Origin of the sequence: Cryobacterium sp. MLB-32 (assembly GCF_000738085.1) — a bacterium.
Lineage (GTDB): Bacteria > Actinomycetota > Actinomycetes > Actinomycetales > Microbacteriaceae > Cryobacterium.
In genome coordinates, this window is sequence record NZ_JPRS01000064.1 from 1 (window position 1) to 26,687 (window position 26,687).

The following is a 26,687-nucleotide window of genomic DNA, read 5'->3' on the forward strand; positions in this document are numbered from 1 at the left end:
GGGAGTCAGTCCTTCGGAACCTGCAGATCGTCGATCGGTATTGCCGGCTGCGCCTCCCCGACAAGTTTTTACTCGCGTACGACGCAGAATAGACCAGCCCGATGCCCGAGAACCTGACGGAACTCCGCTCAATCACAGCACCTACGATTCCCGTTATGTCGTTCCTAACGGACACGACAACTTCGCTGCGCTGCAGCGCGACTACGGCACACGTGTCGACCGGAGTGGCTATCCGGGAGGCAACTACCTCGGGCTTCGAGTGGAAGGAATTTCCGCATCGAATCCGAGCGGTTCATCATGAGTTCGGTGGATCTCGTCGACATCGAGCGGTATCTTGCCGTGGAACTTGCCGACGATGTGCGTGAGCGGGAGGGCTTGGTGCGGCTGCGGATCCCCGGACGCATGGGCGAATATGCCGCGGGCGTCCGCGCGCGCGAAGATGATGGCACGGTGACCATCGTTGTGGGCGAGCGACCCACGCGAGTGTCGCGGAGATCGTCGAGTCGGCGCTCAGCGCTTCGGGTGCTCCGCTCTTCTCGACGAGCTGAACTTCTGCGCCTCGGGGAGGCGGCGAACGCCACTGATATCGAACCAGATGTGCATTTCTGCACGCGGCGTCTGCGCTAAACGTCTTTGACAGTCTGCACCGGAACACTCAGGCTAAGACGAGCCAGACGACGTGCCCGCAGCGCGCAGTTGCGACGAGAGCCGTGATCGCACGGCACGTTGTGTCAATGACGACACCAGGGGGAACCCCATGAGCACGACAACATCCACCGCTCCACAGGACGAGAAAACATCCGGACTGAAGAAAGTCGTCGCGGCCTCCATGGCCGGCACCGTCGTGGAATGGTATGAATTCTTTCTCTACGCCTCCGCCGCCACGCTTGTTTTCGGCACCCTCTTCTTTCCGAACGCCGGCACCCAGCTCGAGGGCATCATGGCGGCATTCGCTACCTACGCCGTCGGGTTCCTGGCCCGCCCCATCGGCGGCATCGTCTTCGGACACTTCGGAGACAAGTACGGTCGCAAGCGCCTGCTCCAGCTCAGCCTCGTGCTCGTCGGCGTCGCGACCTTCCTGATGGGCTGCCTGCCCACCTTTGATCAGATCGGCTACCTCGCACCGGTTCTGCTCGTGCTCCTGCGTTTCATTCAGGGCTTCGCCGTCGGCGGCGAGTGGGGCGGTGCCGTCTTGCTCGTCGCCGAGCACAGCCCCGCAAAGTCCCGCGGATTCTGGGCAAGCTGGCCCCAGGCCGCCGTGCCCGGTGGAAACTTGCTGGCGACCGCCGTGCTCTTCGTGCTCGCCTCCACCCTGTCCGATGAGGCCTTCCTCAGCTGGGGCTGGCGCGTCGCCTTCTGGCTCTCCGCCGTCATCGTGCTGATCGGCTATTACATCCGCACCAAGGTCAGCGACGCGCCGATCTTCCTCAAGGCGCAGAAGGAGGCCGTTCAGGGAGACAAGCGCTTCGGCATCATCGAGGTCTTCCGTCGCTACCCGCGCGGCGTCTTCACCGCCATGGGCCTGCGCTTCGCCGAGAACATCCTGTACTACCTCGTTGTGGTCTTCTCCATTACCTACCTGAAGATCATCGTGGAGATGGACACCTCACGGGTGCTGCTGCTCCTGCTCGTCGCCCACGCCCTGCACTTCGCCGTCATTCCGCTCGTCGGCAGACTCTCCGACCGGGTGGGGCGTCGCCCCGTGTACTTCGCGGGTGCCATTCTGGGTGGCACCTGGGGCTTCTTCGCCTTCCCGATGATGGACACCGCGAACGAAGCGATCATCATCATCGCCATCATGATGGGCCTGATGTTCCACGCCCTCATGTATGCCGGTCAGCCCGCCATCATGGCCGAGATGTTCCCCACCCGCATGCGCTACTCGGGCGTGTCCCTCGGCTACCAGGTCACCTCCGTCATCGCGGGCTCGATCGCTCCGATCATCGCCGTGAGCCTGCTCTCCACCTTCGGGTCGTCGGTACCGGTTGCCATGTACCTGGCGGCCGCCTGCCTCGTGACAGCCCTCGTGGTACTGAGCCTCAAGGAAACCCGCGGTCTCTCCCTGCACGACATCGACGCAGCGGATGCCGCAGAGACGGCCGATCGTGACGCCCGGGTCGCCGAGTTCGCCGGGTCCGCCCGCCGATAGCCCCACCACAGAGCGGCGTCCCGATCCGGCATCGGGACGCCGCTCTGGCGCCAGCCTGTCGATGTGCTCCGGCCGTGCGGCGAAACGATCAGCCGGAGAATGCCGTCGGTCTGTTCGCGATCTCGAGGGTGATTGCCTCGATCGCGGCGCGCACCACCGGAGAACGCAGCGATTCTGACCTCACCACCACCCAAATCGGCAGCTGGCGTTGAAAATCGTTGGGCAGTACCGGAACGAATTCCGGCCGGTCCTGCACGAGAAAATTCGGCAGCAGCCCAATGCCCGCGCCCGCCTGCACCGCCTCCAATTGCGCAAACAGGCTCGTCGCCTGAAACGTTGTGGCGGGCTCGGGCAGCTGTGACGACCGGTAGCCCAGATCGGTCACCAGCAGCGCGCTTTCGACGTACGACACAAAGCTGTGGGCAGGAATGTCGTCGATCGACGCGGGCATGCCCCGTCGCGCCAGGTAGTCGGCGCTGGCATAGAGCCGCAAGAAATAGTTGGTGAGGAACATCGCCTGCGCGTTGTTGACGTCGTTGCGCCCCGCCACGATCTCGAGGTCGACCCCGGATCGGTTCTGACTCACCTTGCGGGTGGCGCTGAACATCTCGATGTTGATGCGCGGGTGGTCGCGCTGCAGCCTCACGAGCGCCGGCGTGACGATCTCGGCCCCGAACCCGTCGATCGTGCTGATGCGCAGCAAGCCGGAGAGAGGGTCGGTCTGGCTGATGGCCGCGGTGAGCACGCCGAGCCGGTCTTCGATCGCTTCGGCCGCGCTGACCGCGTGCCGGCCCAGCTCGGTGAGCTCCCACCCGTGCGGGCTGCGTTCGAGCGTTCGGCCGCCCAGCTCCTGGTCGAGCGAGAGGATGCGCCGAGAAATCGTCGTGTGGGTGGTGCCGAGTGCCTCGGCGACCGCGTTGAATCGGCCCAGCCGGGCCACGGTGAGCAGCACGAGCAGGTCGTTCGGGTTGGGAAGCTGGTGTGAACTCACGGATCAATCCTTTCGAGCATGTGCATCTGCGCACATACCCCCTGTGAAATATCGCCTTGATTGCACTCTATGCGGCTGCGAGGGTGGGTGCAGCACACAAGCAAAGGAGCTTCGTCATGTCAGTAGTTGCATGGATCGGTTTGGGCAACATGGGCGGACCCATGTCAGCGAATATGGTGGCTGCCGGCCACGAGGTGCGGGGGTTCGATCTCAACCCGGATGCCGTCGCCACGGCCGTCCGGGCGGGCGTCACCGCCGCCGACAGCATTGCGGAGGCCGTCGCCGGTGCCGACGTTGTCTTCACCATGCTGCCCAAGGGCGAGCACGCCCGGGCGGTGTACTTCGGCGACGACGGTGTGCTGGCCCACGCCGCGACGACCACGCTGTTGGTGGATTCGTCGACGATCGACATCGAGACCGCCCAGACCCTGCACGACGCGGCCGCCGCAGCCGGCTTCCGCTTCGTCGACGCGCCGGTCTCCGGCGGAATGAGCGGTGCCGCGGCCGCAACGCTGACCTTCATGATCGGCGGGGAGGCCGGCGCCGTCGCCGACGCCACGGTGTTCATCGGGCCGATGGCCGCGAACATCATTCCCACCGGTGGCGCGACGACCGGTCAGGCGGCAAAGATCTGCAATAACCTGATGCTGTTCATCAACCTGGCCGCCACGGCCGAGGGTGCCGTTCTGGCCGAGCGTCTCGGACTGGATAAGCAGGTGTTCTGGAACATCGCATCCGTGTCATCGGGCGACAGCTGGGCGCTGCGCACCTGGTATCCCGTGAAGGACGTCGTTGCGACGGCCGCGGCCAACCGCGACTTCGCCCCCACGTTCACGGCGGCCCTCGCCAGCAAAGACATCGGCCTCGCCATTGATGCCGCCCGGGCGACCAATACCCCGCTCGAAATCGGCGGGCATGTGGCCGAGCTGTTCCAGCGGCTGATCGACGAGGGCGAAGGCGGCAAGGACTGCTCCATGATCGTCAAACTCGTCGACGGCACGTTGCCGTCACGCGCCTGATCCTTGTCACCCACCGGAAAGAGCTCCACCATGCAGACAATTCCCCACTACATCAACGGCACGCGCGTCGAGTCGGCCGACCGGTTCGGCCCCGTCTTCAACCCGGCAACGGGCGTGCAGGAGAAACAGGTCGTGCTGGCCTCCCGCGCGGTCGTGCAGGACGCCATCGAGTCCGCGAAGGCGGCGCTGCCGGAGTGGCGCGCCAGCACCCTGGCCAAGCGCACGGCCATCTTCTTCAGGGTGCGCGAGCTGCTCGCTCAGCGCACGCCGGAACTCGCCGCAATCCTCACGAGCGAGCATGGCAAGGTGCTCTCCGACGCTGCCGGTGAGATCACGCGCGGTCTCGAGAACATCGAATTCGCCACCGGGCTCGCCCACATGCTCAAGGGCGATTTTTCCCAGCAGGTGTCCCACGGAATCGACGTGCACTCGGTGCGCCAGAGCGTCGGCGTCGTCGCCTGTGTCACTCCGTTCAACTTTCCGGCCATGGTGCCGCTGTGGATGATCGGCAGCGCCATCGCCTGCGGCAATACCGTGCTGCTCAAGCCAAGCGAAAAGGACCCGTCGTCGGCGGTCTTCATCGCTGAGATCTTCACCGAGGCGGGCCTGCCGGCCGGCGTGCTGAACGTGGTGCAGGGCGACAAGGAGGCCGTTGACGAGCTGCTGGACAACCCCGAGGTCAAGGCGATCAGCTTCGTCGGGTCCACGCCGATCGCCAGGTCGATCTACAGTCGGGCTGCCGCCAACGGCAAGCGCGTACAAGCCCTCGGCGGAGCCAAGAATCACATGGTTGTGCTGCCGGATGCCGACCTCGATATGGCAGCGGATGCCGCGATCAACGCCGCCTACGGCTCCGCGGGGGAGCGCTGCATGGCGGTGAGTGTGCTTGTGGCCGTCGGCGGCATCGCCGATGACCTCGTCGCCGCCATCGAAAAGCGGATGACCGCTCTGGTCGTGGGCCCCGGAACGGATCCGACCTCCCAGATGGGTCCCCTGATCACCGGCGAGCACCGCGACCGGGTGGCGTCGTATCTGGCCGGCGCGGAGGCGGCCGGGGCCACGATGGTCGTCGACGGCCGGGCACAGCACTTCGACGGCGACGGCTTCTTTCTCGGCGTCAGCCTGATCGACCATGTGACGCCCGGAATGAAGGTGTACGACGACGAAATCTTCGGCCCTGTGCTGTCTGTCGTGCGGGTCGACACCTTCGACGAAGCCGTGACGCTCGTCAACGACCACGAATTCGGCAATGGTGTGGCGTTGTTCACCCGCGATGGCGGAGCGGCCCGGCAGTTCGAGTTCGAGATTGAAGCCGGCATGGTCGGTATCAACGTGCCCATTCCGGTGCCGGTCGGCTCGTTCTCTTTCGGCGGCTGGAAGAATTCGCTCTTCGGCGATGCGCACATGTACGGGCCGGACAGCATCCGGTTCTACACCCGCGGCAAGGTCGTCACCACCCGGTGGCCCGACCCGGCCACCTCCGAAATCGATCTGGGCTTTCCGCAGATGGCCTAGGCCGTAGTGATGCGGGTCCCCGGCTGCCGGGGACCGTCGTGGCTTCGGCCACCCGTCGTTTCTCGGATCGACTATCGGGTCGGCCGGCGCGTGAGTCGTGGTGCTCGCGGCCCGGTGAAAATCGTTTAGGGTGAGGGAACGACGGGGGATAGACGGGGGGATCGGTGACGGTCAGCACGAAGGGGAGCGTCGAGCATCCGCTCGTCGACTTCAGTGGGAAGGGATACGTCGCGACCATCAGCGATGCGTCGCTCGTGGCGGCGACCGAGGGGCTCGCGAGTCTCGCCATCGACGCCGCCGGGGTCGGCAAGCGCGTGCTGCTCGTGACGGCGCCGGGGTCACGCGTGACGTTCGGAATGCTGCAGTTGCTCGCCGCCGTGGGGGCGACGTGGGTGGTGCGCCGCGCCGACGGGGCCCTGCGCGAGGCTCTCACTGGCCGGGCGATCGCTTCCTACGATGAGGCCTTCCGGCCGCCGATGACGACGGATGCCGCCGGCACCGGGCTCGCGCCCGTTCCGAACTCGCAGGCTTGGCTGCAGGTCACCGTCTCTGTGAATCACCAGGCCCGCGAGGAGACCACCCTCGGCGGCACGGTCGAGATGCTCGCCACTCAACTCGCCCAGGCCGTGCCCGTGGGCTGGGGCGTGAATGAGCCCGCCGGCCTGCACTGGAACCGTGACAATGTGACGCGGTTCGTGCGCGGCCGCATGCCTGGCGAATCGAAGATCTACGTGGCCGCCCGCGGCGAACGCGCCATGGCGGCCACCGTTCGCGTGAGCCGCAGCTCACGTGGTGTCACCGAGGAGACCAAGATGCTGGTGGCCCTCGGCGACGACGAGGGCGTGGCCCGCACCCTGATCGAGGCGGCGCCGGCCGTGCTGGGGCGGCTGGCCGACGCGCAGTCGGTGCTGATCGCATCCGCGTATCTGTTGCGCGGTCGCGCCGATCTGTCGATCGACCCCGTGCTCGCCGCGCCGCCGGTGCCCGTGGCTGTTCTGCTCGGCCCGCGTGCTGTGCAGGACCTCGGCATCTCCCTGGCGGATGTCGCCGCTCGCTTCGGCGCCTTGAGAGCCGGTCGCGCCCGCATCCCGTCGCTCGTGCTGCCGTTCACCCGCGAGGGACGTGGCAGCTGGCAGCAGTTTGTCGACGTGGCAGCCGAGTTCAGCGCGGTCGACGTGGCGAAGGCGCTCGGCGTGCCATCTCCTGCTGCGGGCCGGGGAGGCGCGCGATGAGCCGCGAACTCGTGATCGTGTCGCCGCGGCCGATCGACCTCGCCGACCAGCTGATGGCGGCGGTGGCGATCGACCCGAACCTCGGGCTGCGCACCATCTGGAACGGCGGCGGCACCCAGGTGTGCTCCGAAGACGGAACGGCACTGTTGACGGTGCTGCGCACGACGGGTTTCGACGTGGCCGATGACGTGGAGCGACTGGTCGGAGTTGCTGTGGCGGCCGAGCACGTGTTTTGGACGGAGCTGTATGCGGCGCGTGGTGCTGCGGGAGAGCTCGGCCAGCGGCTGGCTCTGGCGCTCGCGGGCGTCGTCGACGGGAAGCTGGTCGTGCGCGGTGCCGGCACGGTCGCGTGAGCGGCCGGTGCCTCGAACCGGCGCGCTGGTAGCCTTGGGGCGAACTAGCCGTCTACCGCGCTGGTCGTTATTTGAGGGGTACTGAGCATGATGACACCGACGGCGGCCTTACGGTCTGTTGTGGACCAGTACGCGGGCTTCTCCGGCCGAGCGCCGCGCAGCGAATACTGGTGGTGGACCCTGTGGATGGTTGCGGTCTATTTCGCGTTCTACGTGCCCATCGTCGTACTGTCTCTCATGAGGTTCGACGCGTCCGGGCCGATCGCCGTGATTGTTGCCTGCCTGTGGGCCGCGATTGTCGTGGGCATGGTGATTCCCACGATTTCCGTCACGGTTCGACGCCTGCACGACGCCAACCTGTCGGGCTGGTTCTACCTGCTCAATTTCGCCTTCGGATTCGGTTCCATCGCCGTTTTTGTGATGACCCTCCTGCCGAGTAACCCGGCGGGCGCCCGATTCGACAAGGTCGTCGCGAAAAACGCCGCCCCGGCCTGGAACGCTCAGCGCCTCAGCTGACCGGCACTGCGACCGGGCCGTCTACCGCGCCGGTCGGCGGCGTCACCAGAAGCGGGTTGATGTCGGTGGTTTCGCCAACGGCGGCCCGGGCATTGAGCCAGGCCTCCAGCTCGGCGGCGGGAACCGGCCTGGACATGAAATAGCCTTGGGCCTGGTCACAGCCCAGCCGGACCAACTCGTCGTACGCGGCATTGGTCTCGACGCCTTCGGCGACCAGGCGCAGGCCGAGGCTGCGGGCCAGCCCGACGACGGAGGCGACGAGGGCCCCGGCGCGGGCGTCGTCGACCATCGGCTGCACGAAGGAACGGTCGAGCTTGAGCTCGTCGATGGGCAGGTCGCGCAGGTAGGCCAAGGAGCTGTACCCGGTGCCGAAATCATCGATGGAGATCTGCACACCGTGGCTCCGTAGCCGGGTCAGGATATCCCGTGCGCGATCGCGGTCGGCCATGAGAAACTCTTCCGTGATCTCCAGCTTCAATGCGCTCGAGGGGAGCCCCCGGGCGGTCAGCATGGCGGCCACCTCGTCGGGCAGATCGGTGTCAACCATCGAGCTGGCCGAGAGATTGACTGCGACCGCGAGGGTTCGGCCGTACGCGTGCCAGGCAGCGGTCTGGTCCAGGGCGATACGGAGCACCACCCGGGTCATGGCCCGCATCAGTCCGGCTTCTTCGACCAGTTGCAGGAAGGCGTCCGGGTAGAGCAGGCCGCGCGTGGGGTGGTTCCAGCGCACCAGCGCCTCCACGTTGTGTACCTCGCCGGCGGGCAGATCGATCTTGGGCTGGTAATGCACGACGAGCTGGTCGCTGGTCAGGGCGGTTCGCAGTTCATCGACGGTGCGCAGCTGGGTGGTGACGTCGGCGGCGTCGCTATCGCTGTAGGCGTGATATCCGTTGCCGGCGGCTTTGGCCCTGTACATAGCCACGTCGGCCTTGCGGAGCAGGGTGTCGAGGTCATGGCCGTCGGTGGGGAACAAAGCAAAGCCGATGCTCACCGCGCTGTGCACCGCGATGTCTTCAAGGAGGAACGGCTCAGCAAGCGCCGCGCACAGCTTGGCGGACACAGCAGCGGCCTGCTCAGCGCCGGCGTTGTCGAGCAGGAGCGCGAACTCATCACCACCGAGACGCACCAGCAGGTCTCCGTCACGCAACTGTTCACTCAATCGCGTGCCCACCTGAATCAACAGGTTGTCCCCCGCATGATGCCCCAAGCTGTCGTTGACCTCTTTGAACCTGTCCAGGTCCATTAAGAGGAACGCCTGGGGCTGGTGGTCAGGGTCCGTCATCCGCGCGTCCGCTTGCGAATAGAGTGCCCGCCGGTTCGGCAGACCGGTCAGGTGGTCAGTGGTCGCCTGACGGCGCAGGTCAGCCATCCGCACGAGCTGACGAAACGCCACCTGGGTGCGCGCTGCCACCAGCAGCACCGTGGCCCCCGCCAGCACGACGGCGAGAGAAGACACGTGCGTACGAGTACCCACGACCAGTACCCCGAGCCCGGCGAGGGTGGCGAGCCCCGACATGATCAGGGCCGCCACTCGGTTCGCGGGATGCGACTGTGCGATTTCCGGCACGGTTCGGCGCGCCGAACCGTGCACGTACAGCGCGATCAGGGCGAGTCCGAGGGCCCACAGGGGGTCAATCGGGGTTCCGAACACGTACGCGTCTTCGGCCACCTGCAACGCGTAGACGATATCCGCCAGCGTGTAGGTCAGCAGCCCCACGACCAGCAGCAGCAGCCGGTCGCCAACGCGCAGGCCTCGCACGACCACTATCCCTGTGACGGCGGCGACGAGCAACAGGTCCATCAGCGGGTAGGCGACGGCCACGAGTGTGGACAACGACCAGGAGCCCGTCAGAGCGGGGGCGATCACCGGGTTGAGCACAACCGCCAACACGGCAGCCGCACCGAGCGAGCCCACCCCGCAGTCCAGCCACACAGAGAGTGACTGTCCGCCCAGGTCGCGGCGCACCAGGGCGGACAGCATGGTCAGCATCAGCACATAAAACACCAGATATCCGATGTCACCGGGGTTGGGGAACGGTGGAGACCAGGTGCTGTTCAGGGGAGCGTAGTAGGTATCCGCAGCTGCATAGAACGTCAATGCCAGTGCGGCCAGCAGCACGTCGCGGCGCCCGAACCCCACGCGCGCAACCGCCAGCCAGCACACCACCGCGGGCAACCACGACGTCGTCAATGACAGCCAAAGGTCCACGAGTGGGCTGGGCTGGCCGTCCTGCCAGAGAACGCCAACCACGAAGGCAGCCACGCACAGGAACATCAGCCACACCAGCGCGGCCTCGAATCGCGCAGGCAGCAGCGCTGTGCTCCCCGACCGCACCGAGGTAGCCGGCGTAGCGATGACAGCGTCATCCTCAACGGATGCGCGAAGGAATGTAACCACGGCCCCCCCCTATTCGGGTGATAGCCTACCGACGCATTGACCCGGATTTCACAAGGAAACGGTCTCTCCGGCGGAATCTCCCCAAACTCAGCACAGAAGAGGCGTCCGAATGACGCCTCTGACCGTTTGCCGACCTGCAGCTGACGGTGCTGAGGCGGTCTCGCCTGCCGCGCGGATGATGCTCTGGCGGAGAATGGGGGATTCGAACCCCCGAGGCTTTCACCCAACACGCTTTCCAAGCGTGCGCCATAGGCCACTAGGCGAATTCTCCTGGCCGCCGTTTCCCGAAGGAACGGCACCAGAGAATCCTATCTGTTTATTACGCTCTCCGTTGCCGCCTGCCGCTCCGGCGCGAGAATGCGGACCAGAATCAGCCCGGCTGCCACCGTGATGACGAGGCTCAGCCACGCCGCCGCCAGCTGCAGGCCGAGCTCTGCCGTGTGTTCTTCGGCCGGTTTGAGCGACTGTCCGGCGAGCACCACGACATTACCGACGGCCACCTGCACGGTGGCGAACCGCAGCCCGGGCTCGGGCTGCCACGAGACATGGTGGGTACCCACCATGCGCGCGGTGTCGAGCGTGCCGTGGGGAACCGAGCCGAGAGTTCCGTGGAGAAACCCGGTGCCGGCGATCGCACGATCCTGCTCATCGAAGACGATCACGAACGGATGCAGGCTCGTCGCGAGGTCGACTCGGGGCAAGGACTCATAGGTGCGGGTCAGCCCGGATTTCAACTCGCCCACCACCGCATCGGCAAGCTGCAGGCTCGCCACGTCGGTTCGTTCGCGGTCGAGGCGCTGCGCGACAAGGTAAGTGGAACCGAGGGCAACGCTGCCCGCAAGAACCACAGCGACACCGATCGCCAGCAGAATGCTCCGTCTCATGAGTGCACTGTAGGCCCGCGCGGGCAATTGCGCAGGAACGGATGTCTGTGGGGCGCTCCGATCTCGCCTAAGCTAGTTGATGGCTCCTCGCGTGGCGCCATCCAGGCCAAATCCCCCAGGACGGAAACGTAGCAAGGGTAACCGGGCTCTGGCGGGTGCGCGAGGGGTCCTTATTCGTTAAGCGGTGGTGTTTCCCGCTTCGCCCGGCATGAATGTCACACACCGTCCCTAGGATGGGAGCATTCAACCCTCCCGAGCGTTTGGAGACTGTGTGCCCGAAGTGATGACATCCCCGTGGCCAGCCGTCGATCCGGCCCCGCTCAGCGCGACGGCGCTCGCGAGCATCGACGCGTGGTGGCGGGCGGCGAACTACCTGTCAATCGGGCAGATCTACCTGCTCGGCAATGCGCTGCTGCGGGAGCCGCTCACCCGTGATCACATCAAGCCGCGGCTGCTCGGTCACTGGGGCACGACGCCGGGGCTCAACTTCCTGTACGCGCACCTGAACCGCGCGATCCGTGAGCGCTCGCAGAGCACGCTGTACGTGACCGGTCCCGGCCACGGTGGCCCCGGCATGGTCGCCAACGCCTGGCTCGACGGCACGTACTCCGAGATTTACACCGACATCGAGCAGACCGAGGTGGGGGTACAGAAGCTGTTCCGGCAGTTCTCGTTCCCCGGCGGAATCCCGAGCCACGCCTCGCCCGAGACGCCCGGCTCGATCCATGAGGGCGGCGAGCTCGGCTACGCGCTCAGCCACGCCTACGGTGCGGCCTTCGACAACCCCGACCTGCTGGTGGCGGCCGTGGTGGGCGACGGTGAGGCCGAAACCGGGCCGCTGGCCACGAGCTGGCACTCGAACAAGTTCATCGACCCTCTGCACGACGGCGTCGTGCTCCCGATCCTGCACCTCAACGGCTACAAGATCGCCAACCCCACGGTGCTCGCGCGTATCCCCGAAGACGAGCTGCTCAACCTGATGCGCGGCTACGGGCACACGCCGCACATCGTGTCGGGCGGCTTCGACGGCGAGGATCCGCTCCTCGTGCACGCTCGCATGGCCGAGACCCTCGACGTGGTGCTCAACGAGATTGCCGAGATCAAGAGCGCCGCCGCGGCGGCGCACTCCGCCGGCGAGGACGTCGTTCGGCCGCGCTGGCCGATGATCATCCTGCGCACGCCGAAAGGCTGGACCTGCCCCGCGGAGATCGATGGCCTGCCGGTCGAAGGCACGTGGCGGGCGCATCAGGTGCCCCTCGGCAACGCCCGTGACACCGAGGCTCACACGCACCTGCTCGAGCAGTGGATGCACTCGTACCGTCCGGAGGAGCTCTTCGACGACGCGGGAGTGCCGGTCGCCCTCATCCGAGACCTGGCTCCGGTCGGCACCCTCCGGATGAGCGCGAACCCGGTATCGAACGGCGGGCTGCTGCGCCGCGAGCTGCACCTGCCCGACTTTCGAGACTTCGCGGTCGACGTGCCGGCGCCGGGGGCCACGCTGGGCGAGGCCACGCGCGTGCTCGGCGGCTATCTGGCCGAGGTCATCCGTTTGAACCCGGACAATTTTCGGATCTTCGGGCCCGACGAAACCGCCTCCAACCGCCTCGCACCCGCCGTGTACGAGGCTACCGACAAGCAATGGAACGCCGAAATGCGGCCGAATGACATGAATCTCGCGCGCGCGGGCCGGGTGATGGAGATGCTGAGCGAGCACCAGTGCCAGGGCTGGCTTGAGGGGTATCTGCTCACCGGGCGGCATGGTCTGTTCAACTGCTATGAAGCCTTCATTCACATCGTGGATTCGATGTTCAACCAGCACGCCAAGTGGCTGAAGGTGACGTCCGACATCGCCTGGCGGCGACCCATCTCGAGCCTGAACTACCTCCTGAGTTCGCACGTCTGGCGGCAAGACCACAACGGGTTCTCGCACCAGGATCCCGGGTTCATCGACCATGTGGTCAACAAGAGCGCCGACGTGGTGCGGGTGTACCTGCCGTTCGACGCGAACACGCTCCTGAGCACCTACGACCACTGCCTGCGCAGCGTCAACTACGTGAACGTGGTCGTGGCCGGCAAGCAGCCGGCGCCCAACCTGCTCACCATGGACGAGGCCGTGGCCCACTGCACGCGCGGTCTCGGAATCTTCGACTGGGCCGGCACCGAAACGCCCGGGGTCTCGCCCGATGTGGTGCTCGCCGCCGCCGGCGACGTGCCCACCCTCGAGGTGCTGGCCGCCGCCGCGATCCTGCGCGAACACCTTCCGAGTCTCGCCGTGCGCGTGGTCAATGTCGTGGATCTGATGCGCCTGCAGTCGGCCGATGATCATCCGCACGGGCTCACCGACGGCGAATTCGACGCGATCTTCACGCCCGACAAGCCGATCGTGTTCGCCTACCACGGCTACCCGTGGCTCATTCATCGGCTCACCTACAAGCGCACCGGGCACGGCAACCTGCACGCTCGCGGGTACAAAGAGATCGGCACCACCACGACGCCGTTCGACATGGTGATGCTCAACGACCTCGACCGGTACCACCTCGTGATGGACGTGATCGACCGGGTTCCCGGCCTCGGTGCCCGTGCCGGCCTGCTCCGCCAGCAGATGCAGGACGCCCGCTTGAACGCCCGCCAGTACACCCGCGATCACGGCGAAGATGCGCCCGAAATTCTGGACTGGGCGTGGGGCGAGGCGAGCGGCGCGGGCACGTCGTCGGGGCCGCGGATTGCCGCGTCGACCGGGGGCGACAACTCCTAGATCGGCGCTCACGTGCTGTGGGGCGGGTCCCCAAAACACGGGAGTTGACCCCGAGTGTCACGTGAGAGGAGCATACTGGGCAGGTCGACCCTGCATTACTGTCGGTAATCCGCGCCTGCCCTGGCCGCCGAGATTCGCCGCTGGAACTGTCTGCCGGCACGTTCACTGGTGTGTGTCCCGCTGGCGGGGCATCACCACTATTGTTTTGCGATTCGGTCGAAGCTGCCCGTTCCACGGGCAGAGGATACCGCGTCGGGCACTCTCCCATCCTCAATGAGATTGAATGGATACCGTGGCACGAAGCATCTACATCACCTCGGCCGAAGGCAACACCGGCAAGTCCACCATCGCGCTCGGCGTGCTGGACACGCTCACCCACTCGGTGCAGCGCGTGGGCGTCTTCCGTCCGGTCGCCCGCTCCAGTGATGAGCCCGACTACGTCGTCGAGCTGCTGCTGCGTCACCTGCAGGCCGGCGAGCCGGTCGGTGCGGCATCCTCTCAGACCTACGAGCAGAGCATCGGCGTCACGTACGACGCCGTGAACAACGACCCCGATGCTGCGCTCGCCATGATTGTGCAGCGCTACAAGGCGGTCGAGTCGGTGTGCGACACCGTCGTCATCATCGGCAGCGACTACACCGATGTGGGCAGCCCCACCGAACTCGCCTTCAACGCGCGCATCGCCGCCAACCTCGGGGCACCCGTGCTTCTGGTGCTCGGCGGCCGGGTGGGCCAGAGCCAGGGGGAATGGCTCGGCCAGAGCGACCCTCGTTCCGTGAGCGACATTCGCCAGCAGACCGAGGTGGCGCTCGCCGAGCTGCGCGACGAACACGCATCCGTTCTCGCCGTCGTGGTCAACCGAACGGATGCCGAGCGGCTCGACGAGGTCGTCGACGCGGTGCGCGTCGTCGTCGACGCGCCCTCCTGCGGGGTGAATCCACCGTGGGTATCCCCGTCTGGGCCGTGCCCGAAGACGCGTACCTCGTGGCGCCGAGCATGAAGAGCATCATGCAGGCCGTGGACGGCGAGCTGATCAAGGGCGACCCCGATCTGCTCGCCCGCGAGGCCCTCGGCGTGGTCGTCGCCGCCATGTCCATGGTCAACGTGCTGCCGCGACTCATCCAGGGCTCCGTGGTGGTCGTGCCGGGCGACCGTGAAGACGTGCTGCTCGCCGTGCTCATGGCCAACTCGGCTGCCACCTTCCCCTCGATCGCGGGCATCGTGCTCAACGGCGGGTTCGAGCTGCCCGAGCCGATCCAGCGCCTGATGGAGGGGCTCACCCCCTCGCTGCCGATCATCAGCACCCAGCTCGGCTCGTACGAGACGGCGCTGCGGGTCACCCACACTCGTGGGCGTCTGGCCGCCGATTCCCAGCGCAAGCACGACACCGCGCTGGCCCTCTTCGAGAAGCACATCGACGCATCCGCTCTGCTCGAACGCCTCGAGGTGAGCAGCGCCGACGTGGTGACGCCGCTCATGTTCGAGTACGCCCTGCTCGAGCGGGCCCGGGGCAAGCGCCGCCACATCGTGCTGCCCGAGGGCGACGACGACCGCGTGCTGCGCGCCGCCGCCACGCTGCTGGCCCGCGACGTGGCCGAGCTCACCATCCTCGGTGAGGAGTTCGAGGTGCGCTCCCGCGCGATCGGCCTCGGCCTCGACATCTCGAAGGCGCACGTGCTGAGCCCGTTCGATGACGTGCTGCGTTTGCGGTTCGCCGAGGAATACGCCAAGCTCCGCGCCCACAAGGGCGTCACCCTCGATCAGGCCCGCGACACCGTGACCGACCTCTCATTCTTCGGAACGATGATGGTGCAACTCGGCATCGCGGATGGCATGGTGTCCGGCGCCACCCACACGACGGCACACACCATCCGGCCGAGCTTCCAGATCATCAAGACCCGCCCGGGCGTCGGCGTGGTGTCGAGCGTGTTCCTGATGGCCCTCGCCGACCGCGTGCTCGTCTACGGAGACTGCGCCATCATCCCCGACCCCACGGCCGAGGAACTCGCCGACATCGCCATCTCCGCGTCTGAGACCGCTGTGCAGTTCGGCATCGAGCCGCGCATCGCGATGCTCTCGTACTCCACGGGCGAGTCGGGCGAAGGCGCCGACGTCGACAAGGTGCGTGCGGCAACCGCCCTCGTGCGCGAGCGCCGACCCGACCTGCTGGTCGAAGGGCCCATTCAGTACGACGCCGCAGCGGATGCCGCCGTCGCGGCCACCAAGATGCCCGGTTCCCTGGTGGCCGGCCGCGCCACCGTGTTCATCTTCCCCGACCTGAACACGGGCAATAACACCTATAAGGCGGTGCAGCGCTCGGCCAACGCCGTGGCGATCGGACCGATCCTCCAGGGCCTGCGAAAGCCCATCAACGACCTGTCCCGCGGAGCCCTCGTGCAGGACATCGTCAACACGGTCGCCATCACGGCCATCCAGGCCGCGTCGCTCGACGAGGCGGCTGAGGCCGCCGCCCTGGCGAGCCTCGTCGCAGAGGAGGCCCGCTCATGACCGCCGTGCTCGTGGTGAACTCGGGTTCGTCCTCCTTCAAATACCAGCTCATCGAGATGGACACCGAGACCACCCTCGCGAGCGGCCTTGTCGAACGTATCGGCGAGCTCATGGGCCAGGCGTCGCACACCGTCATGGCGGGGGTGTCCGTGTCCGGTGTCGGCGAAACGGTCGACGTGACGTCGACGGATGCCGACGCATCCGTCACGCTGCAGACCAGCGTGAGCCTGATCACCGAGACGCCCTACCCCGAGTCGTCGAGTGAGCGCGAGCTGCCCATTCCGGACCACACGGCCGGGTTCGCCGTGATGCTCGAGGCCTTCCGTGCGCACGGCCCTTCGCTCGTGGAGCACGCACCGGTCGCCGTCGGCCACCGTGTGGTGCATGGCGGGGCGCGCTTCCACGAGCCGACCGTGATCACCACCTCCGTTGAGCGCGACATCGACGAGCTCTCGGGGCTCGCCCCGCTGCACAACCCCGGTGCGTTGCAGGGCATAACCGCGGCGAGTGAGGCCTTCCCCGCCGTGCCGCACGTGGCCATTTTCGATACGGCGTTTCACCAGACATTGCCGCCCGAGGCGTTCACATACGCGATCAACGCCGACCTGGCCGAGCGCTTCCGGATTCGGCGCTACGGGTTCCACGGCACCTCGCACGGCTTCGTGGCGCGCGCGGGGGCGGACTTTCTCGAGCGTCCGGTGGAGGATCTCAACCAGATCGTGCTGCACCTCGGCAACGGCGGCTCGGTGTGCGCTGTGCGGGAGGGCCGCTCGGTCGAGACGAGCATGGGTATGACCCCGTTGGAAGGGCTCGTGATGGGCACCCGCTCGGGCGATATCGACCCGGGCGTGCTCTTTCACCTGCATCGCCGGGCCGGCCTCGACATCGACGAACTCGACGTGCTGCTCAACCGCGGGAGTGGCCTGCTGGGTCTCACCGGGCGGGGCGACCTGCGCGACGTGATCGTGGCCGCCGATTCCGGCGACGGCCCCTCCCAGCTCGCCATCGACGTGTACGTGCACCGGCTCAAGGGTTATGTGGGGTCGTACTATGCGCAGCTCGGCCGCGTCGACGTGATCTCTTTCACGGCCGGTGTGGGCGAGAACAGCGCCCTCGTGCGAGCCCGTGCCCTCGAAGGACTCGAGGCGCTCGGCATCAGGATCGATCCGGAGCGCAACGCCGCGCGAACGCGCGGACCGCGGCGTATCTCGGCCGACGACTCCGCCGTCACCGTGCTCGTGATCCCCACGAACGAGGAGCTGGAGATCGCCCGCCAGACCCTCTCCAAGGTCGGCTAGCCCTTCCCGTCCCGACCCGGTCTCGTCCCCGTCCCTGTCCCGCCACGGCCCTTCCTCTTCCGCAAAACCGGTGTTTCTGAGACACGCCGGGTCGAGGTGGCACCCCGGGCGGCGTGCCGCCAAAAGTGCCGGTTTTACGATGGTCCCGGATCGATCCTCGGTCCGATCTCTGCCCCAGTTCCGCACGGTGCGCGCGTCGCGATCCTCGGGTGCGGGGCTGGGGACATCCGTCACCTGTCCGCAAAACCGGTGTTTCTGAGACACGCCGGGTCGAGGTGCCACCCCGGGCGGCGTGCCGCCACTTGCTCCGGTTTTATCCCCGGCGTCGAGCCCGACGGGCGTCGGCGACCGTCCGGTCAACCGTGGCGAGTGTCGTCGGCCACTCGAACATTATCTGCACGAAGGTGAGGCGCAGAGTCGGCCGTCCGAGGCCGGCGGTTTGAAGGTCGCGGTCGTGATCCGGGTGAAAGCGTTCAGAGCCATGCCACTCCGCTCCATCGATTTCGAGGGCGACCAGGTCTTCAACGACGAGGTCTTCAGCGGGCATTGGTGCAGACCCGGGCCGTCCGATCCGCACCTGCGCCTCGACGCGGTATCCCACGTGGCGCAGGCGGCGACGGGTGACCGTTTCGAGCCCCGAGTCCGCGGTGAATTCCATTTCACGGATACCCCGCTGCAAGCGAGCCGGTGCATGGGCGCAGATGCGGCGCACCTCATCGACCGTGAGGAATTTCTCGTGCACGGCGGACTCGAGGCAGGCGATGGCATGTTCCTCGTCGAGGCAGTGGATGGCCTGCCACACGGCCTCCATAGGACTCACCAACCAGCTGCGTGCGCCCTCGTCGAAGCGGGGTAGCCCCCAGTGATAGTGGATATTCTGGCCCTCCGGACCTTCCGCAGGACGCGGGTGACTGGTGTATCCCGTGCCGCGAGCCCCCGGTGGTAGGGCCAGGTGCAGCGAGAGATCGAGCCCCGCCCAGACACTCGCCCGGCGTAGCGCGCTGAGGCACGCGATCCGGGCATGATTCGCGGCGGCAACGTTCTGTTGCGGGTCGACGTGGGCGCAGGCGTACGTGCCGCGGGATACCCGCGCGATCATTCCGCTGGCCAGAGCCCCGCGAATGTCCGTGGCCGTGGCCCCGCGGAGGCGAAGCTCAGCCGTGGAGGCGACGTGTCCGAGGGAGCAGAGCAGAAGGAGGGGACGCATGCGATCAGACTGGCGCTGGCCGTCAGTCTCGGATGGGTCGGCCCGCTCATCGGGGGATTGCGTCCCCGAGCGCATCCTGTGGAGGAGATGGGTCGGCTGTGCAAAACCGGTGTTTCTGAGACACCCCGGGGCGCAGCGACACGTTGAGCGGCGTGTCTCGAAAAGTACCGGTTTTACGCGGGCACGCGGGCACGCGGGCACGCGGGCACGTGGGCACGCGGGCACTTGGGCACGTGGGCCGTGCGCATCGGCCGTCCGGGTACTCTGTGTCGCATACGAGGGAGATGTCATGAAGGCAGTGGTTCTGTACGACTCCAACTACGGCAACACGAAGACGATCGCGGAGACCATCTCCGGTGCGTTGGGCGGCGTGGCGGCCAAGGCCGTACCGGTGGGTCGCTTCAACGCGCAGGAGCTGCGCGCCGGAGACCTGCTCGTGGTCGGCAGTCCGATAAACGGATGGCGCCCCACGGCACGCATCACCGAGGTGCTGTCTTCCCTGGGCGCCGACCAGCTCCGCGGCGTGAAGGCGGCGGCCTTCGACACCCGGCTGCACATCTTCATCCACGGTGACGCGGCGAAGAAAATCAGCAAATTGCTGCAGGAGCACGGGGCCGAGATCATCGCAGCGCCGCAGGCCTTTTACGTGCAGAAGTCCGAGGGTCCGCTCGACGCGGGCGAGGGCGCGAAGGCCTCCCACTGGGCCGACTCCCTGCTCAAGGAATTGGCCGACTAGCCCGACGAATCAGCGCGAGATCTGCTGCAACGCCCACGAGTTGCCGTCGGGATCGCTGAAGTAGGCGTAGCGCACTCCGCCCATGTCGCTGACGCCAGAAACGTCGACGCCCGTGCTCAGCAGCATCTGGCGCGCGGCATCGACATCGTCGACGACGAGGTGCAGGCCGAGCACCGGTGCCGCGTTCGGGTCGCTGATCCCGATGCCCACCACGATCGAGCAGGCCGATCCGGGCGGAGTCAGCTGCACAACACGCAGGCCGTTCCCCGGCTCAATGTCGTGATCGAGGACGAAGCCCACCTGGTCCACGTAGAACGCCTTGCTGCGGTCGACGTCGGTGGAGGGCAGAGGTACCAATTCGAGTCGCATGTCCACGTGCACTCCTTCTGGCCGCTCGCTGGCGGCACAACAGTTACCGGTGTGATGTGAGCGTATAACGGATGCCGCGACCCGAGTCAGGCGCACACCTGCGTCACGAGTTCGTGATCGTGCAGGTGCCGGCCCCCACGAGCAACGGGAAGGATGCGTGCCCGCTGGAGATCAGGCTGGTCCATCCGCTCGCATGGGTGGTGGAAATGCCCACGTCGCCCGTTCCTCCGAGGAGACCACTCAGCAGGCTGCCCTGAAAGGTGGACGTGTAGGTTCCCGATACTGGCCCTGTTGTCGTGACGCCGCTGCCCAGGGAGATGAGGGTCAGGCCCAGAATCCCCGAGTCGGAGTTGTAGTAGCGCGCATTGGTTCCGTCATACGTGCCCGATGGGTAGTGCCAGGTCACGACGACCCGGGGCGTGAGACTGAGCACGACCAGCACGCTCGAGGCCGTGCACGTGTCGAAGAACGGGGCCGGAACCGTCAGGGCGGTCATGGTGACGGATGACGCGTGCTCCGAGTCGGCCCAGGTCGCGTCCGTCACGCCCGGCGTCGTGTGGCTCAGTAGCAGCAGCAGGGCCGCCGCCGTCACCGCGGCCGTCCGTCGCGTCACGGTGGGCAGCGAGGCCGGCAAGCCCGGTGCGGCGGCCGGTCTGGCCGTCCGTCGCGTCAGTGTGTGCGCCGACGCCAGCTCGCGCCTCATGGTCGGCCCCGAAGTCGCGAGCCCAGGCCGGCGCCGCCCGCGACGAGCAGCCCGAGCCCGATTGCGCCGAAAGCGGCCCACAGGGGGGCAAGGGCGTCCACCCCGGTGCGTGGCAACCCACTCATCCGACCGGACGCAGTGGAGAGCGAATCGCTCGATCCGAAAGCGTGCAGGGCCAGGGAAACGCTGTCGTCGTTGCGGCTGACGGTGGTGTCGTGCCGCCACAATTCGAAGAGGAACCACCGTGTTTCCGTGGCGGACAGCTTTCCGAGAGCGCGCTCGACCCCGTCGACAGCCACGGCCGATGCCGGCTGCACGAGGGTCGCCCCCGCCAGGCACTCCGAACCCACGAAACGCTCCGCGCAGGAGCGCACGACGGAGTAGAGACTGAGGTTCGCACTTCCGGTTCCGGAGAGGCGCACGTGCACGTCCCCCGGGTCTGTCTCGGCGGTGGCCACTCCTACCTGCCACAGTACGGAGCCGTCCGGATCCATGCTGTGCATCTGCGATTGGTCGCCCACTACGTAGAGCGTCAGCCCGCCGCCGGCGATCCGATTCTCCGTGGGGTGGTCGGGCGTCAGGTCGGGCGGCGGAGTGTCGTACGAAACCAGTGCCGCCGCCACGGGCATCGCCGGTGCGCCGAGCAGAAGTGCGAGGAAGATCGCGCCGCCCAACACGTGCAGAACGCCCGGGCCGATAGGACGACGGATGCCGAGGAGGGGCCGTCTGCGCAGGCTCGGTTCCGCGCGTGATGAGTTCCCCTCCCCGACACCGCTCTTGGGGCGGGATGCGGTCCCGCCGTTTCTGCCGGCACGGGCCCGTCGGCCGGTCCGGGGGTTCCCACCGGCATCGACGTCCCCACCGTTTCTTCCGGTGCGGCTGGTCTGGCCGGCCCTGCCGGCTTGGGCACGTCGGCCGTTCTCGCCGGTCTGGCCGTTCTCGCTGTTCCCTACCGGAACGCCGCGGTCATTGCGCGGCCAGAACGCCCAGGTCACGAGCGCGGCCGCGCCGAGCGCGAGCGTCCCGAGCACGAGGGGGTTTGAGAACCACACCACGACGCGGGCCAGGCCGGGCACCGAACCCAGTACCCGGCGCACGCTGCTGACCGTGTACGGTTGCGGATCCGCCGATACGTTCGCGTCGCCCTTCAGAGTGATCACGCGTTCGGTCGCCGAGGGCCCGGCTGTGACCGACACGACGCGGTGAGTGATCGGCGGGGCGTCGCCGCGCGACACCGTGACCACGTCGCCGACCTGAATCTCCGCGGCCGGGATCTCTCGCACGACAGCGACTGATCCGGCGGGAATCTGGGGCGACATCGACCCGGTCTTGAACATGACAAGCGTCACATCGAAGAGGAACGCCGCCGCCACGAGCAGGATGCAGATGACTCCGCCGATGGCCGCGAGCGTGAGCAGGGCGTTGCCCACGACGGCCCCGACGCCGCCGGGCGGGTGCATCCGCGTAGTCATCTCAGTCCTCGTCAGGTCGGTCACGCTGCACCGGAGAAGATCCAGTGGGCCGTGAGGGTGGTGCCCTGCGCCGCGTTCGGCGCGTTCGAGGGCAGTGTCACGGCGAAGCAATAGTTGACGACAGACCCGCCGGCGGCCGAGAGCGATTGGGTGCCGCTCGCGCTCACGGTGGTGGCCGACGCGGTGGCCACGATCTCGGTGCCGCCCGCGAAGGTGCCGGAACTGCACGTGGTGCCCGCAATCGACGTGACCCCATACGTGAGGTAGGCACCGAGGCCGCTGCCGTTGGCGGCATCCGCTGTGAGCTGCACCGTTCCGGCCACGCTCGTGGCCGCCGTCTTCACGGAGTAGAGGGCGTAGACGGTGGTGTTGGGAATGAGGGCGGTCGGCGCGACAGCGAAGGACAGGGTCGCCCCCGGCGCGCTGGCGTGATCGGTGAACGTCGTGCCGTCGTTCGCACCCACGATCGAAAAGGTGCCGGCCGTGAAGGTGGCCACCGAGTACTCGGTGTCGGTCCAGCTGGCCACCGTGGCGGTCGCGCCAATGCCGAGCACAAGCCCGCCGGCGAGGAGGGCGCGCAAGCGCGGGCGACTCCGCCTGGCGGGTGTCGCCGGAGCGACCGTGAGAACGGATGCCGCAGCAACCGGGGCCGGAACCGGCCGGCGGTTACGGCGGGCTGCAGCGAGCAGTATCAGCGACCCGGCCACGAGCGCGGCACGCAGGCCGGAACGAACGTGCCGAGTGGGTGGCCGTGGGGCGGCCGTCGTCGGGCCTGCCCGACGACGGCCGCGCGGTGTGCGTGCCGAGGAGGACACGGTTATCAGGTGATGTTGCTCGAGGTGGCGAGCAGTTCCCAGGTGCCGGTTGCCGTGGTGTCCTGGGCGAGGGTGGAGCTGCCGGTGACCTGGATGCAGAGGAATGCGTCGGCGCCGACGACGATGCCGTCGACGCTCTTGGCGAGCGGGAATGTGGATGCTCCGGTGACGGAGCTGAGCAGGGTGCCGGCGGGCACGATCACGGTGCCGGTTGCGGCCGTGGGCGTGCAGGCGACGACGGATGCGACCTGGCGGATTCCGTAGGTGAGGTCGGCGGCGGCGGTGCCGGTGACATCGGCGGAGTTGACGCTCACCACGGCATCCGTGGTGGTGGCGGCGTCGAGGTGCACGACGTAGGGCGCGGAGGTGACATCGTCGGGGGCGAGGTTGTCGAAGCCCAGGCTGAAGCTCAGGGCTCCGGGGGCGCCGGAGGGGTGGTTGCTGAAGGTGGTGCCATCGACGCTGCCGAGCATGTCGAAGTGGCCGGAGGTGAACGTGCCGGTGGCGAATTCGGAGTCGTTCCAGACAGCGAGGGTGATGGCGGCGCCGACGCCGAGAACGAGCCCGCCCGCGAGAAGGGCTCGCGCCTTGCGGCCGAACATGCGGGGCTGTGTGGCTGAAGTTGTCATTTCGGGTGCCTGCTGCTTCATTGACTGCGCTGCCGCGTGGGCCTTGTCAGATCAGGATCATCAGACGGTGTCTCCAGCTTACTACCCCCCGAACGGGGGGTAAAGAATTGTGCAAAGAAACTCACCTCACTTCTCAATCATCGAGAATGAGCCTCGTACGGGGGCTTGTATTTCACCTGAAGATTCCTCATTTTACGTGATGTAAGCGCGTAACATGAACACCAGTGTGAAACCACGATTCGCGGGGCGGGGGCCTGTACGTTGCGAAAGTGGCTCAGTTCGAGGTGGAAGTCTGTGGCCGAATCCGCTTGCTTTGACAGTGCCTGCACAACGCCGCGACAGACCGCGCGCGCTCAGCGCGAGCAACGGATGCGGAGTCGTCGGGTGTTGCGATTCGCATCCGTGGTCGCGATTACCGCCCTTTTTGTGGGTGCGGGCACCGTGTCCGCCCAGGCCGCTCCGGGAGACGTGTCCCATGCGGACGGACAGTTTCTCTCGGGATCGTTGGTCGGCCTCGACCTCGCTCTGGCAGCCGCCCTCGCGGGCGAGACCGCCGCGAGCAACGGAACGGCTGACCAGACCACTGCCAACAATCTCGACCTGACCGCCCTCGGCCTGGTGAACATCACTGTCCCGGGCGGCATCCAGGTGCCCCTCGACCTCGCGACGGCCGGCGTGGTCTCGCAATACGCGAGTGCCCTGGCTGACGCCTCGTCGGTGGGCGCCTCGGGTCTGGTCTCCGATTCAGGAACCATCGGCACCGGCATCACCCCGGCGCCCGGGGTTTCGCCCGGGCCGCTCTCTCTCGGCCTGAGCCAGGTCGTTGGGTCGCTGGGGCTCGCACCCACGCTGCTCAACGAGGTCGCAAACCTCGACCTCACTGTCGGAGCCGTCGCCGGCCGGGCCGCACAGGCTGCACCGGGCGCTGCCGCCGGAACCTACGACATCGCCAGCGCCCAGTTGAACTTCACCAGCCCCACCCTCGCCGCCGTGACGGGTGATATAAATACCCTCGTTGCCGCCCTGCAGACCGACGTGAACGGGCTGAGCTCCGACCTCAACGTGAGCGTCGACACTCTCCTCAGTGTCCTCAGCCCGCTGGTCAGCGTCAACCTCACGGCGAGCACCCCCAACCTGGCCGCCACCGTGGCCGGGCTCACCGCCGTGCCGCTCACCGACCCGGCCTTCCCGGGAGTCTCGATCGACCTCTCCACCGGCGCTGTCACCGTCGACCTCGACCAGATCACCGCGCTCAATGGGCTGCCGGCGAACACGAGCCTCCTCACGCCCGTCGTAGTCAACACGATCACCGCAAACATTCTCGGGCTCGTCACCGGCCTCACCACCAACGTGGAGGCAGCTCTGCTCACCGCAGTCGACGCCATCACGGTCACCGGTGACGCCCGCGTGCTCGGCGTGCCGATCCTCACCGTGAACACCACCGCCGGTGCGATCCTCGCGGGCGACACGACCGGTATCGTGCTGCTGGGTGTGGGCCTCGGCCTCGTCGGCGGCGTCGCCTCCGTCGTCGCGGCCCTTGCCGCACCGATCACGCTGATCACAGACGCCGTCAACACCCTGAGCGACACCGTGCTCGCCCCGGTCGTCGCCAACGTGCTTCCGGCCCTCGCGCCAGTGCTCGATGAGGCGCTCACCCTCACCGTGAACAACCAGTCCGCGTCCGCCGGCGTCTTCACCGAAACCGCGCTCCGAGTGACCGTGCTTCCGCTCGCGAACGCGCTGACACTCGACCTCGGAATGGGCCGCGTGGGCGTTAACGCACTGGGCGTCGCCTCCGTCGCGACGGCCCTCGTGCCCGACAACGGCCCGGAGGCCGGCGGCACACCGGTGACTGTGACCGGTTCCGGGTTCACGGGAGCCACCGACGTCACGCTCGATGGGGCATCCGTGCCCTTCGCTATTGTCGATGATTCCACGATCACGTTCACGACCCCGGTGCACGCGCCCGGCGCGGTGCCGGTGGTCGTTGTCAACGTGTCGGGCAACTCCGCGCCACTCGACTTCACATTCACGCCGCTGCCGGCTGCGACGTCTTTGACGCCGAGTAGCGGTCCGGAGACCGGTGGCACCCCGGTGACCATTGATGGGTCCGGTTTCACGGGGGTGACGGACGTAACTGTTGACGGGGTATCGGTGCCGTTCGTGGTTGTCGATGATGCGACGGTCACGTTCACGGCTCCGGCGCATCTGCCGGGTGCGGTCCCTGTGGTCGTCACTGGGCCGGGTGGGGCGTCTGCTCCGTTGGACTTCACGTTCACTGATGTGCCGGATCCGGTGATTACGGGCCTGGTGCCCGATCACGGGCCGGTCGCTGGTGGCACGAGCGTCGTCATTACGGGGACGGGGTTCCTGGGGGCGACGGATGTGACCTTCGACGGCACGTCGGCGGCCGCGGTGACCGTTGACTCGGACACTCAGATCACGGTGACGACGCCGGCACATGCCGTCGGGGCGACGAATGTGATTATTCTCTCGCCTAACGGCAACTCCGCTCCGGGTCTGTTCACCTTTGATCCGCTGCCGGCCGCGACTTCCCTGACGCCGAGCACGGGTCCGGAGACCGGCGGCACGCCGGTGACCATTGATGGGTCCGGTTTCACAGGCGCCACCGATGTGACCGTTGACGGAGTCTCTGTGCCGTTCGTGGTTGTAAATGACACTGCGGTCACGTTCACGACGCCGGCGCACCTGCCGGGTGCAGTGCCGGTCGTCGTGACCGGGCCGGGTGGGGCTTCTGCTCCGTTGGACTTCACGTTCACGGATGTGCCGGATCCAGTGATCACGGGCCTCGTGCCTGATCATGGTCCGGTTGCTGGTGGCACGAGCGTGGTTCTGACGGGTACGGGGTTCTTGGGTGCGACGGCGGTGACGTTCAATGGGACGTTTGCGCCGACGGTGACCGTCGACTCGGACACGCAGATCACGGTGACGACGCCGGCACATGCCGTCGGGGCGACGAATGTGATCATTCTTTCGCCCAACGGCAACTCGGCACCGCTCACATTCACCTTCGATCCGCTGCCAGCCGCCACTTCCCTGACGCCGAGCACGGGTCCGGAGACCGGTGGCACCCCGGTGACCATTGATGGGTCCGGGTTCACGGGCGCTACCGACGTA

20 protein-coding genes, 1 tRNA gene, 1 other RNA gene and 1 pseudogene are annotated in these 26,687 nt (G+C 67.1%); 13 read left to right on the forward strand and 10 right to left on the reverse strand.

All coding sequences use genetic code 11. The features are described from left to right. Positions 1-276 precede the first annotated feature (276 nt). Together JF66_RS08525 and JF66_RS08530 are read left to right on the forward strand one after the other, a co-directional pair. Entirely contained in the window at positions 277-627 is a 351-nt protein-coding gene (locus JF66_RS08525) for an Imm61 family immunity protein (protein ID WP_255351520.1), read from the forward strand. A gap of 130 nt (positions 628-757) precedes the next feature. After that, the gene (locus JF66_RS08530; protein ID WP_035877036.1) at positions 758-2,149 is read left to right on the forward strand and encodes an MFS transporter; all 1,392 of its coding nucleotides are present in this window, start codon (positions 758-760) and stop codon (positions 2,147-2,149) included. Between the two features lie 88 nt (positions 2,150-2,237). Here JF66_RS08530 and JF66_RS08535 read toward each other — a convergent pair whose 3' ends face one another. Beyond that, positions 2,238-3,140: a LysR family transcriptional regulator gene (locus JF66_RS08535; RefSeq protein ID WP_035877039.1), complete on the reverse strand. Its 903-nt coding sequence runs from the start codon at positions 3,138-3,140 to the stop codon at positions 2,238-2,240. Positions 3,141-3,256: 116 nt separating this feature from the next. On the opposite strand from JF66_RS08535, the gene mmsB reads away from it, so the two are divergent. From mmsB to JF66_RS08560, 5 genes are all read left to right on the forward strand, one after another. After that, entirely contained in the window at positions 3,257-4,159 is a 903-nt protein-coding gene (mmsB, locus tag JF66_RS08540; RefSeq protein ID WP_035877040.1) for a 3-hydroxyisobutyrate dehydrogenase, read from the forward strand. Between the two features lie 30 nt (positions 4,160-4,189). Further along, positions 4,190-5,674, forward strand: a complete 1,485-nt coding sequence (locus JF66_RS08545; RefSeq protein WP_035877042.1) for a CoA-acylating methylmalonate-semialdehyde dehydrogenase — start codon at positions 4,190-4,192, stop codon at positions 5,672-5,674. A 164-nt stretch (positions 5,675-5,838) separates the two neighbouring features. After that, positions 5,839-6,906: a DUF6177 family protein gene (locus tag JF66_RS08550; protein WP_035877043.1), complete on the forward strand. Its 1,068-nt coding sequence runs from the start codon at positions 5,839-5,841 to the stop codon at positions 6,904-6,906. After that, the gene (locus JF66_RS08555; RefSeq protein WP_035877045.1) at positions 6,903-7,259 is read left to right on the forward strand and encodes a hypothetical protein; all 357 of its coding nucleotides are present in this window, start codon (positions 6,903-6,905) and stop codon (positions 7,257-7,259) included. The genes JF66_RS08550 and JF66_RS08555 overlap by 4 nt, the downstream gene beginning before the upstream one ends. 87 nt (positions 7,260-7,346) lie before the next feature. Then, positions 7,347-7,775: a DUF805 domain-containing protein gene (locus tag JF66_RS08560; RefSeq protein WP_081882246.1), complete on the forward strand. Its 429-nt coding sequence runs from the start codon at positions 7,347-7,349 to the stop codon at positions 7,773-7,775. Here JF66_RS08560 and JF66_RS08565 read toward each other — a convergent pair. From JF66_RS08565 to JF66_RS08575, 3 genes are all read right to left on the reverse strand, one after another. Next, positions 7,768-10,173 carry a bifunctional diguanylate cyclase/phosphodiesterase gene (locus JF66_RS08565; protein WP_156109701.1) on the reverse strand — a complete coding sequence of 802 codons (2,406 nt, stop codon included), beginning with the start codon at positions 10,171-10,173 and terminating at the stop codon, positions 7,768-7,770. The two genes, JF66_RS08560 and JF66_RS08565, sit on opposite strands and share 8 nt — an antisense overlap. Positions 10,174-10,357: 184 nt before the next feature. Then, positions 10,358-10,444: transfer RNA gene (locus JF66_RS08570), tRNA-Ser, on the reverse strand. Between the two features lie 37 nt (positions 10,445-10,481). Further along, a complete protein-coding gene (locus tag JF66_RS08575) occupies positions 10,482-11,057 on the reverse strand; it encodes a hypothetical protein (protein WP_035877046.1) in 576 nt (191 codons plus the stop codon). A gap of 78 nt (positions 11,058-11,135) precedes the next feature. Here JF66_RS08575 and ffs point away from each other — a divergent pair. The 4 genes and pseudogenes from ffs (at position 11,136) to JF66_RS08590 (ending at position 17,618) form a co-directional block, all read left to right on the forward strand. Next, positions 11,136-11,232, forward strand: an RNA gene (gene ffs / locus JF66_RS22205) — signal recognition particle sRNA small type. A gap of 108 nt (positions 11,233-11,340) precedes the next feature. After that, on the forward strand, positions 11,341-13,812 hold the full coding sequence (locus tag JF66_RS08580; RefSeq protein ID WP_051973307.1) for a phosphoketolase: 2,472 nt from the start codon (positions 11,341-11,343) through the stop codon (positions 13,810-13,812). Between the two features lie 292 nt (positions 13,813-14,104). Beyond that, a pseudogene (gene pta / locus JF66_RS08585) lies at positions 14,105-16,320 on the forward strand (phosphate acetyltransferase). Next, a complete protein-coding gene (locus JF66_RS08590) occupies positions 16,317-17,618 on the forward strand; it encodes an acetate/propionate family kinase (protein ID WP_035877048.1) in 1,302 nt (433 codons plus the stop codon). The pseudogene pta and the gene JF66_RS08590 overlap by 4 nt, the downstream one beginning before the upstream one ends. Positions 17,619-17,931: 313 nt before the next feature. Here the strand turns inward: JF66_RS08590 and JF66_RS08595 are convergent, their stop codons facing one another. Further along, positions 17,932-18,825: a type IV toxin-antitoxin system AbiEi family antitoxin domain-containing protein gene (locus JF66_RS08595; protein WP_035877050.1), complete on the reverse strand. Its 894-nt coding sequence runs from the start codon at positions 18,823-18,825 to the stop codon at positions 17,932-17,934. A gap of 289 nt (positions 18,826-19,114) precedes the next feature. Here JF66_RS08595 and JF66_RS08600 point away from each other — a divergent pair, with 289 nt between their 5' ends. Then, positions 19,115-19,561: a flavodoxin family protein gene (locus tag JF66_RS08600; RefSeq protein WP_035877051.1), complete on the forward strand. Its 447-nt coding sequence runs from the start codon at positions 19,115-19,117 to the stop codon at positions 19,559-19,561. 9 nt (positions 19,562-19,570) lie between these two features. Here JF66_RS08600 and JF66_RS08605 read toward each other — a convergent pair whose 3' ends face one another. The 5 genes from JF66_RS08605 to JF66_RS08625 form a co-directional block, all read right to left on the reverse strand. Further along, positions 19,571-19,936, reverse strand: coding sequence for a VOC family protein (locus tag JF66_RS08605; RefSeq protein ID WP_035877053.1), 366 nt, complete (start codon positions 19,934-19,936; stop codon positions 19,571-19,573). 97 nt (positions 19,937-20,033) lie between these two features. Next, on the reverse strand, positions 20,034-20,633 hold the full coding sequence (locus JF66_RS08610; protein WP_035877056.1) for a hypothetical protein: 600 nt from the start codon (positions 20,631-20,633) through the stop codon (positions 20,034-20,036). Beyond that, complete coding sequence (locus JF66_RS23535) at positions 20,630-22,105, reverse strand: signal peptidase I (RefSeq protein WP_081882248.1); 1,476 nt, start codon at positions 22,103-22,105, stop codon at positions 20,630-20,632. Before JF66_RS23535 ends, JF66_RS08610 begins: the two co-directional genes overlap by 4 nt. Positions 22,106-22,125: 20 nt before the next feature. Then, positions 22,126-22,920, reverse strand: a complete 795-nt coding sequence (locus tag JF66_RS08620) for a SipW-dependent-type signal peptide-containing protein (protein ID WP_231556350.1) — start codon at positions 22,918-22,920, stop codon at positions 22,126-22,128. A 5-nt stretch (positions 22,921-22,925) separates the two neighbouring features. After that, a complete protein-coding gene (locus JF66_RS08625; protein WP_035877065.1) occupies positions 22,926-23,549 on the reverse strand; it encodes a SipW-dependent-type signal peptide-containing protein in 624 nt (207 codons plus the stop codon). A gap of 294 nt (positions 23,550-23,843) precedes the next feature. Here JF66_RS08625 and JF66_RS21635 point away from each other — a divergent pair. Further along, positions 23,844-26,687, forward strand: a 2,844-nt coding sequence (locus JF66_RS21635; protein WP_156109702.1) for an IPT/TIG domain-containing protein, incomplete at its 3' end; no start/stop codon positions are given.

What these genes read in the sequence shown, in the direction of transcription:
- JF66_RS08555 (WP_035877045.1), top strand. Translation starts at nt 6,903, where the DNA reads ATGAGCCGCGAACTCGTGATCGTGTCGCCGCGGCCGATCGACCTCGCC.
- JF66_RS08580 (WP_051973307.1), top strand. Translation starts at nt 11,341, where the DNA reads ATGACATCCCCGTGGCCAGCCGTCGATCCGGCCCCGCTCAGCGCGACG.
- JF66_RS23535 (WP_081882248.1), bottom strand. Translation starts at nt 22,105, where the DNA reads ATGACTACGCGGATGCACCCGCCCGGCGGCGTCGGGGCCGTCGTGGGC.
- mmsB (WP_035877040.1), top strand. Translation starts at nt 3,257, where the DNA reads ATGTCAGTAGTTGCATGGATCGGTTTGGGCAACATGGGCGGACCCATG.
- JF66_RS08625 (WP_035877065.1), bottom strand. Translation starts at nt 23,549, where the DNA reads ATGACAACTTCAGCCACACAGCCCCGCATGTTCGGCCGCAAGGCGCGA.
- JF66_RS08545 (WP_035877042.1), top strand. Translation starts at nt 4,190, where the DNA reads ATGCAGACAATTCCCCACTACATCAACGGCACGCGCGTCGAGTCGGCC.
- JF66_RS08530 (WP_035877036.1), top strand. Translation starts at nt 758, where the DNA reads ATGAGCACGACAACATCCACCGCTCCACAGGACGAGAAAACATCCGGA.
- JF66_RS08575 (WP_035877046.1), bottom strand. Translation starts at nt 11,057, where the DNA reads ATGAGACGGAGCATTCTGCTGGCGATCGGTGTCGCTGTGGTTCTTGCG.
- JF66_RS08600 (WP_035877051.1), top strand. Translation starts at nt 19,115, where the DNA reads ATGAAGGCAGTGGTTCTGTACGACTCCAACTACGGCAACACGAAGACG.
- JF66_RS08590 (WP_035877048.1), top strand. Translation starts at nt 16,317, where the DNA reads ATGACCGCCGTGCTCGTGGTGAACTCGGGTTCGTCCTCCTTCAAATAC.
- JF66_RS08610 (WP_035877056.1), bottom strand. Translation starts at nt 20,633, where the DNA reads ATGAGGCGCGAGCTGGCGTCGGCGCACACACTGACGCGACGGACGGCC.
- JF66_RS08595 (WP_035877050.1), bottom strand. Translation starts at nt 18,825, where the DNA reads ATGCGTCCCCTCCTTCTGCTCTGCTCCCTCGGACACGTCGCCTCCACG.
- JF66_RS08560 (WP_081882246.1), top strand. Translation starts at nt 7,347, where the DNA reads ATGATGACACCGACGGCGGCCTTACGGTCTGTTGTGGACCAGTACGCG.